The sequence below is a fragment of the Robiginitalea sp. genome (assembly GCF_049588695.1).
In the GTDB taxonomy this organism is placed as follows: Bacteria; Bacteroidota; Bacteroidia; order Flavobacteriales; family Flavobacteriaceae; genus Robiginitalea.
This window is the reverse complement of the sequence record NZ_JBAVZJ010000139.1, coordinates 1-5,929: the sequence shown is the minus strand read 5'-3', so window position 1 is coordinate 5,929 and position 5,929 is coordinate 1. Positions and strand designations below refer to the sequence as shown.

The 5,929-nt window shown below is 48.3% G+C and carries 9 protein-coding genes; all 9 read left to right on the top strand.

Annotated elements, in window-relative coordinates; all coding sequences use genetic code 11:
• A partial coding sequence (locus tag WBV75_RS03165; protein WP_424119207.1) for a dihydrolipoamide acetyltransferase family protein occupies positions 1-1,180 on the top strand: 1,180 nt, incomplete at its 5' end.
• A gap of 26 nt (positions 1,181-1,206) precedes the next feature.
• Positions 1,207-1,980, top strand: a complete 774-nt coding sequence (locus WBV75_RS03160) for an exonuclease domain-containing protein (protein ID WP_424119206.1) — start codon at positions 1,207-1,209, stop codon at positions 1,978-1,980.
• A gap of 36 nt (positions 1,981-2,016) precedes the next feature.
• Complete coding sequence (locus WBV75_RS03155; protein WP_424119205.1) at positions 2,017-2,628, top strand: fumarylacetoacetate hydrolase family protein; 612 nt, start codon at positions 2,017-2,019, stop codon at positions 2,626-2,628.
• Positions 2,618-2,968 (top strand): Hpt domain-containing protein, encoded by a 351-nt coding sequence (locus tag WBV75_RS03150; RefSeq protein ID WP_424119204.1) that lies wholly within the window; start codon positions 2,618-2,620, stop codon positions 2,966-2,968. Before WBV75_RS03155 ends, WBV75_RS03150 begins: the two co-directional genes overlap by 11 nt.
• Positions 2,968-4,215, top strand: coding sequence for a competence/damage-inducible protein A (locus tag WBV75_RS03145; protein WP_424119203.1), 1,248 nt, complete (start codon positions 2,968-2,970; stop codon positions 4,213-4,215). Before WBV75_RS03150 ends, WBV75_RS03145 begins: the two co-directional genes overlap by 1 nt.
• Positions 4,216-4,287: 72 nt before the next feature.
• Positions 4,288-4,527: a 50S ribosomal protein L28 gene (rpmB, locus tag WBV75_RS03140; protein WP_424119202.1), complete on the top strand. Its 240-nt coding sequence runs from the start codon at positions 4,288-4,290 to the stop codon at positions 4,525-4,527.
• 20 nt (positions 4,528-4,547) lie between these two features.
• Positions 4,548-4,730, top strand: a complete 183-nt coding sequence (gene rpmG / locus WBV75_RS03135) for a 50S ribosomal protein L33 (RefSeq protein WP_424119201.1) — start codon at positions 4,548-4,550, stop codon at positions 4,728-4,730.
• A 6-nt stretch (positions 4,731-4,736) separates the two neighbouring features.
• Positions 4,737-4,889, top strand: coding sequence for a DUF4295 domain-containing protein (locus WBV75_RS03130; RefSeq protein ID WP_424119200.1), 153 nt, complete (start codon positions 4,737-4,739; stop codon positions 4,887-4,889).
• A 143-nt stretch (positions 4,890-5,032) separates the two neighbouring features.
• The coding region (gene ftsY, locus WBV75_RS03125) for a signal recognition particle-docking protein FtsY (RefSeq protein ID WP_424119199.1) at positions 5,033-5,929 on the top strand (897 nt) is incomplete at its 3' end.

The window sequence follows — 5,929 nt, the reverse complement described above, 5'->3', positions numbered from 1 at the left end:
GGTTGACGACGTGATTAAAGTAGGTCAGACCGTAGCTATCATAGAGATTGCCGGAGAAGCAGTAGCGTCCGCGGAAGAGTCGGCTGCCGAGCCGGTAGTGGAAGCACCAGCGCCAGCGAAGGCTGTTCCAGAGGTTATCCAGACCGTTGTGAGCGCCAGGGAAACAGCTTCGCCTGCGGCCAGTCCTGCCAATACCGGAGAGGCGGAGCGTTTTTACTCTCCCCTGGTACGCAACATGGCCAAAGAAGAAGGTATAGGACAGCAGGAACTGGACGCCATCCCGGGTACGGGCGTCGGAGGCCGCCTCACCAAAGAAGACATGCGCCAGTATATCGAAGGCCGCAAACAAGGTGCAGCCCCGGTAGTGAGTGCTTCTGAGCCTGTTGCGCAATCTCCTGCGGCCCAAAACATTGCCCGGGACAAAAGCCCTGAGGCAGCCCCTGCACAAAAAACACCCCTGCCTGGCGTAAAAGGAGATGAGAAAATTCCGATGACCCGAATGGGCAAGTTGATTGCCAAACATATGACAGATAGCGTGGCCACTTCGGCTCACGTTCAGAGTTTTGTGGAGGTAGATGTTACGCGTGTCGTCGAATGGCGGGATAAAGTAAAAGACGCTTTTCAGAAAAGGGAGGGCGAGAAACTGACCTTTACACCCATTTTTATGGAGGCCGTGGCCATTGCCTTAAAAAAGTATCCGATGATCAATATCGCGGTGGACGGAGATACCATTGTCAAAAGAAAGAATATTAATTTGGGGATGGCAGCCGCTTTAGGTGACGGCAACCTGATTGTACCCGTCATTAAGAATGCGGATCAGCTGAATTTGGTGGGAATGGCCAAAGCTGTGAATGACCTGGCAAATCGCGCAAGGAACAATGCACTCAAGCCGGATGAAATCCAGGACGGGACTTACACCGTCACGAACGTAGGTACTTTCGGTAGTGTATTTGGAACCCCCATTATCAATCAGCCCCAGGTAGGCATCCTCGCTTTGGGGGCGATTCGAAAAATTCCGTCTGTCATCGAGACCCCATCAGGTGATTTTATCGGTATTCGTTCCAAGATGTTCCTTTCGCATAGTTATGACCACCGCGTAGTCAATGGGGCACTGGGAGGGATGTTTGTAAAGTCGGTGGCCGACTACCTCGAAGCCTGGGACGTCAACCGGGAAATCTGATCTTCACGAATTAATCCAAACCGGATATGAAATTGAATTTAAACAGGCCGATCTGTTTTTTTGATTTAGAGACTACGGGAACCAATGTAGCCACGGACCGCATTGTGGAGATGGCTATTCTAAAAGTCTATCCGAACGGGAATACCGAGAGTAAAAGTTGGTTGATTAACCCTGAAATGCCCATTCCGCCAGAGGTTACTGCCATTCATGGTATTACCGATGAACAAGTGGCGACAGAACCGACCTTTAAGCAGCGCTCAAGGGAGATCCAGCAGATTATCCAGGGGTGTGATCTTGCCGGCTTTAACTCCAACCGCTTTGATATTCCCCTTTTGGCGGAAGAGCTTCTCCGGGCGGAATTGGATTTCGATATGAAAAATACGGTTGCCGTGGATGTTCAGACCATTTTTCACAAAATGGAAAAGCGAACCCTCGGGGCGGCGTATACGTTTTATTGTGGGAAAAACCTTACTGATGCACATAGCGCGGTAGCGGATACCCAGGCGACCTACGAAGTGCTTTTGGCACAGTTGGAACGCTATCCGGAGCTTGAGAACGATGTTAAATCACTTGCTGCCTTTTCAACCCATTCGGAGTTCGTTGATTTTGCCGGGTTTATTCGAAAAGACAAATCGGGAATACCCGTATTTGGTTTCGGTAAACACAAGGGCAGGAAGGTTACGGAGGTGCTGGAGGCTGAACCCGGGTATTTCGGATGGCTGCTCAATGCCGATTTTCCAAGATACACGAAAAAGGTACTCACCCAGATCCGGCTCGGTGTCCTGAATGCAAAAAAGTAACCCCCGAATCTTTATACCATTGCTAATTTTATCGAGATGAAACTCATTTGTGCCGGCCGCAATTATGCGGAACATATCGAAGAACTCCAAAATAGTCGCCCGGAGTCTCCGGTCCTTTTTATCAAACCGGATTCTGCCATCCTTCCCAGGGAGCAGGATTTTTATATTCCGGAATTTTCAGACAGCATTCACTATGAGGTGGAGTTACTTGTCAAAATTGTAAAAGTCGGAAAACACATCAGTGAGGCATTTGCCCCGAGGTATTACAACGAGGTATCCCTCGGCATCGATTTTACGGCCCGGGACCTTCAGGATAAATTAAAGGCCAAGGGATTGCCATGGGAAAAAGCCAAGGGCTTTGATGGGGCTGCTGTGATCGGGAAATGGGTTTCCAAAGACCAGTTTGCCGACCTTGGGAACCTGAATTTTACTCTGGAGAAGAATGGAGAAGTAGTACAGCAAGGGAATACGGCCCACATGTTGTGGAACACCGACCAGCTGATTGCCTACGCTTCTACCTTCTTCACTCTTAAAAAGGGAGATATTCTCTTTACGGGTACCCCGGCCGGGGTAGGAAAGGTTGCTTCGAATGATTACCTTTCAGGGAAGCTGGAAGGACAAACTATGTTTTCTTTAAATGTACGGTGATATGATTTACGGATTGAATAAGATTAAGGAAATGGCAGAGGGAGATTCAGATTTCATCAATTCCGTTATTGGTGTTTTTCTGGAGGAAGTACCTGAGGACCTAAACGCGCTTGAGGCAGCAGTCGAATCCGGGGATTTCGCACAGATCTATCAACTCTCCCACAAACTCAAACCCAATGTAGATCTTTTGGAAATGGAGACGACACGGGTTTTGGCCCTGGAGATGGAAACCATGGGTAAAAATCAGGAAGACCTGGAAGGGATACGCGCGCGGTTTGGGCGCCTGAAACAAGATATAGAGCAGGCGGTTACAGAATTAAGGAAAGATTTCGACCTCTGATGAGAGCGGAAATTGTCACTATTGGCGATGAAATCCTCATCGGGCAAATTGTCGATACGAATTCGGCGTTTCTCGCGTCGGAACTGCATAAAACGGGAATATCCGTTTTTCAAATTTCCTCGGTCCAGGATGAGCGCATACATATTCTCACTGCCCTGAAGGAAGCTGAATCGAGAGCGGACCTGGTTATTATTACAGGTGGCCTGGGCCCTACCCGCGATGACATTACAAAAAAAGTGCTCTGTGAATATTTTGAGGACCACCTTGTTGAGAACCAGGAGGTACTCAGGCATATTGAACATCTTTTCAGCACCTACATTTCAACTCCGATTTCAGACTTGAATCGACAACAGGCCCTGTTGCCCTCCCGGGCGGTGGTCCTGAACAATAAATACGGGACGGCACCGGGTATGTGGATGCAGGGTTCTAAAGCCGTTTTTGTATCCCTGCCCGGGGTGCCATTTGAAATGAAGCACCTTTTTCTGGATCAGTTAAAACCTAGAATCCTTTCATCTTTTAAACGTCCGGTGTTGTTGCAGCGCACCTTGATCACCTATGGCCTGGGAGAGAGTGCTATTGCAGATCGCATTGTGGACTGGGAGGATGCTTTGCCCCCACATGTTAAGTTGGCTTACCTCCCGAATCTGGGCCGGGTGCGCCTGCGTCTCTCAACCAAGGGAACGGATTTGGTTAGCTTAGAACAGGAACTCGACAGCCTTACAGAAAGTTTGAAATCCCGGATTTCCGATATCCTCTTCGGTGAAGAGGACGGGGAAGCCCTCGAAGCGACATTACTTAAATCCTTTAATCAGCGCGAAATGACGCTGGCAACCGCGGAGAGTTTTACAGGGGGGCGTATTGCGAGTCAGCTTACATCGGTCCCCGGGAGCTCTTCCTACTTCAAGGGGAGTATTGTCAGTTACGCTACGGATGTCAAATCGGGAGTGCTGCATGTTCCCGAGGAGCTGATCCGGGTCCACTCCGTGGTGAGTGAACAGGTCGCCTGTGCAATGGCCCGGCAGGTGCGTTCCCTCCTTAAGGCGGATATCGGTATTGCCACCACTGGGAATGCCGGACCCGATAAAGGAGACTCAGATTCGCCCGTCGGCCGTGTTTTTATTGGTATTTCCAGCCCGGAGTCCACATACGCCATGGAATTTACCATGGGAAACCACCGGGAGCGGATTGTACAGAAATCGGTTCACAAGGCCATGGAATTGCTGCAGGGGGAAATCCTAAAATTCTGAAAAAGAAGTTTGGGGGTACAATAAAAATGCTGTAAATTTGCACCCTGTTTTGAACCAAGTAACCAGAGCGAAATGTCAAAAGTCTGCGAAATTACAGGTAAAAAGGCGATGTTTGGAAACAACGTCTCGTTTTCGATCAATAAAACCAGGAGACGATTTGATGTAAATCTCTCTAAGAAGCGTTTCTATATTCCTGAAGAGGATCGATGGGTTACGCTCAGAGTTTCCACGCGTGCCCTGAAGGCGATTAACAAAAAGGGGATTTCTGCGGTACTTAAGGAAGCGAAAGCAAAAGGAATGCTCATCAAGTAACTTGCTAAAGTAATAGCACCATGGCAAAAAAAGGCAACAGAGTACAGGTAATACTGGAATGCACAGAGCATAAGGAAACCGGTATGGCCGGAACCTCCCGGTATATTACCACCAAGAATAAAAAAAACTCTCCCGACCGTTTGGAGATCAAGAAATATAACCCCATCCTCAAGAGGATGACAGTGCATAAAGAGATAAAGTAAAGGATCATGGCAAAGAAAACAGTAGCAACACTTCAGTCTTCTTCAAAGCGTTTGACAAAGGCTATAAAAATGGTGAAATCTGAAAAATCGGGTGCTTATACCTTTGTGGAATCCGTTATGCCTCCTGAAATGGTAAACGAATGGCTGTCCAGTAAATAAGGAACGCTAATTTAAATAGCATACGAGCCGCTTTCCAGAAGAAAGCGGCTTTTTTGTTACCTATTGTCCAGCGCACTACTTCATATCACCGTGCCCCCTGAACCTTATAAAATGCTATCTTTGAAACGTATAGTCCCAGATATATGAGTTTGTTTAAAAAGTTATTTTCATCCGAGAAGAAGGAGAGTCTGGACAAAGGACTTGAAAAGACTAAAACCAGTTTTTTCAATAAGCTCAGCAAAGCCGTTGTAGGCAAGTCAAGGGTTGATGATGAAGTCCTGGATGAACTGGAGGAAATTCTGGTCACCTCTGACGTGGGGGTAGAAACGACCCTTAAGGTTATCGGGCGCATTGAGGAACGTGTTTCAAAGGACAAATATGTAGGTACGGATGAGTTAGACCGCATTCTCAGAGAAGAGATTGCCGGTTTGCTCTCTGAGACGCATACCGGGAACGCTACTGAATTTGAGGTCCCGGATACTGACATGCCCTACGTAATCATGGTTGTAGGGGTTAATGGGGTTGGCAAAACCACCACTATAGGCAAGCTGGCGTATCAGTTTCAAAAACAGGGTAAGAAAGTAGTACTCGGTGCGGCCGATACCTTCAGGGCCGCCGCTATCGATCAATTGCAGATCTGGGCAGATCGGGTGGGCGTACCGTTGGTCAAACAAAAAATGGGCAGTGATCCTGCATCTGTAGCATTTGACAGCCTGAGTGCGGCAGTGAGCCAGGGAGCCGATGTGGTTTTGATAGATACTGCCGGCCGATTGCACAACAAGGTCAACCTGATGAATGAACTTACCAAAATCAAGCGGGTCATGCAAAAGGTAATCCCTGATGCCCCCCATGACGTCCTGCTCGTACTGGATGGTTCTACAGGCCAGAATGCTTTTGAGCAGGCCCGTCAGTTCACAAAGGCCACAGAGGTGACTTCCCTGGCGGTAACTAAGCTCGATGGAACAGCCAAGGGCGGAGTCGTTATTGGCATTTCAGATCAATTTCAGGTTCCGGTGAAATATATTGGTGTAGGGGAGGGG

Excerpts from the sequence above, each read along its gene's own strand:
- WBV75_RS03150 (WP_424119204.1), top strand. The coding sequence starts at position 2,618 with ATGTACGGTGATATGATTTACGGATTGAATAAGATTAAGGAAATGGCA.
- rpmG (WP_424119201.1), top strand. The coding sequence starts at position 4,548 with ATGGCAAAAAAAGGCAACAGAGTACAGGTAATACTGGAATGCACAGAG.
- rpmB (WP_424119202.1), top strand. The coding sequence starts at position 4,288 with ATGTCAAAAGTCTGCGAAATTACAGGTAAAAAGGCGATGTTTGGAAAC.
- WBV75_RS03160 (WP_424119206.1), top strand. The coding sequence starts at position 1,207 with ATGAAATTGAATTTAAACAGGCCGATCTGTTTTTTTGATTTAGAGACT.
- WBV75_RS03155 (WP_424119205.1), top strand. The coding sequence starts at position 2,017 with ATGAAACTCATTTGTGCCGGCCGCAATTATGCGGAACATATCGAAGAA.
- WBV75_RS03130 (WP_424119200.1), top strand. The coding sequence starts at position 4,737 with ATGGCAAAGAAAACAGTAGCAACACTTCAGTCTTCTTCAAAGCGTTTG.
- WBV75_RS03145 (WP_424119203.1), top strand. The coding sequence starts at position 2,968 with ATGAGAGCGGAAATTGTCACTATTGGCGATGAAATCCTCATCGGGCAA.